Annotated in this window: 1 rRNA gene; it reads right to left on the reverse strand. The window is 51.0% G+C overall.

Annotated features, from left to right (window positions below):
- A 23S ribosomal RNA gene (locus AC1D69_RS25025) occupies nt 1-898 on the reverse strand; the annotation flags it as partial.

Consider the following 898-nt stretch of genomic DNA (forward strand, 5'->3'; position numbering starts at 1 on the left):
GGCTTTCGGCGGATCAGATTCTCACTGATCTTTTCGTTACTTATACCGGCATTCTCACTTGTATAGTGTCCAGCGCTCTTTTCAGTACACCTTCAACCTCTATACAACGCTCCCCTACCCCAGATGCAAAGCATCTAGCCATAGCTTCGGTGGTGTGTTTAGCCCCGTTACATTTTCGGCGCAGAGTCACTCGACCAGTGAGCTATTACGCACTCTTTCAATGGTGGCTGCTTCTAAGCCAACATCCTGGTTGTCTAAGCAACTCCACATCCTTTTCCACTTAACACACACTTTGGGACCTTAGCTGATGGTCTGGGCTGTTTCCCTTTCGACAATGGATCTTAGCACTCACTGTCTGACTCCCGGATATAAGTACATGGCATTCGGAGTTTGACTGAGTTTGGTAACCCTTGCGGGCCCCGCACCCAATCAGTGCTCTACCTCCACGACTCTTCATTCCGAGGCTAGCCCTAAAGCTATTTCGGGGAGAACCAGCTATCTCCGAGTTCGATTGGAATTTCTCCGCTACCCCCACCTCATCCCCGCATTTTTCAACATGCGTGGGTTCGGGCCTCCAGTGCGTGTTACCGCACCTTCACCCTGGACAGGGGTAGATCACACGGTTTCGGGTCTACGTCCACGTACTAAAATTCGCCCTATTCAGACTCGCTTTCGCTGCGGCTCCGCCTTCTCAGCTTAACCTTGCACGGGAACGTAACTCGCCGGTTCATTCTACAAAAGGCACGCCATCACCCATAAATAGGGCTCTGACTTTTTGTAAGCACACGGTTTCAGGTTCTATTTCACTCCCCTTCCGGGGTGCTTTTCACCTTTCCCTCACGGTACTGTTTCACTATCGGTCGCTAGGGAGTATTTAGCCTTAGCAGATGGTCCTGCT

Source organism: Paenibacillus sp. Y301 (assembly GCF_059445505.1).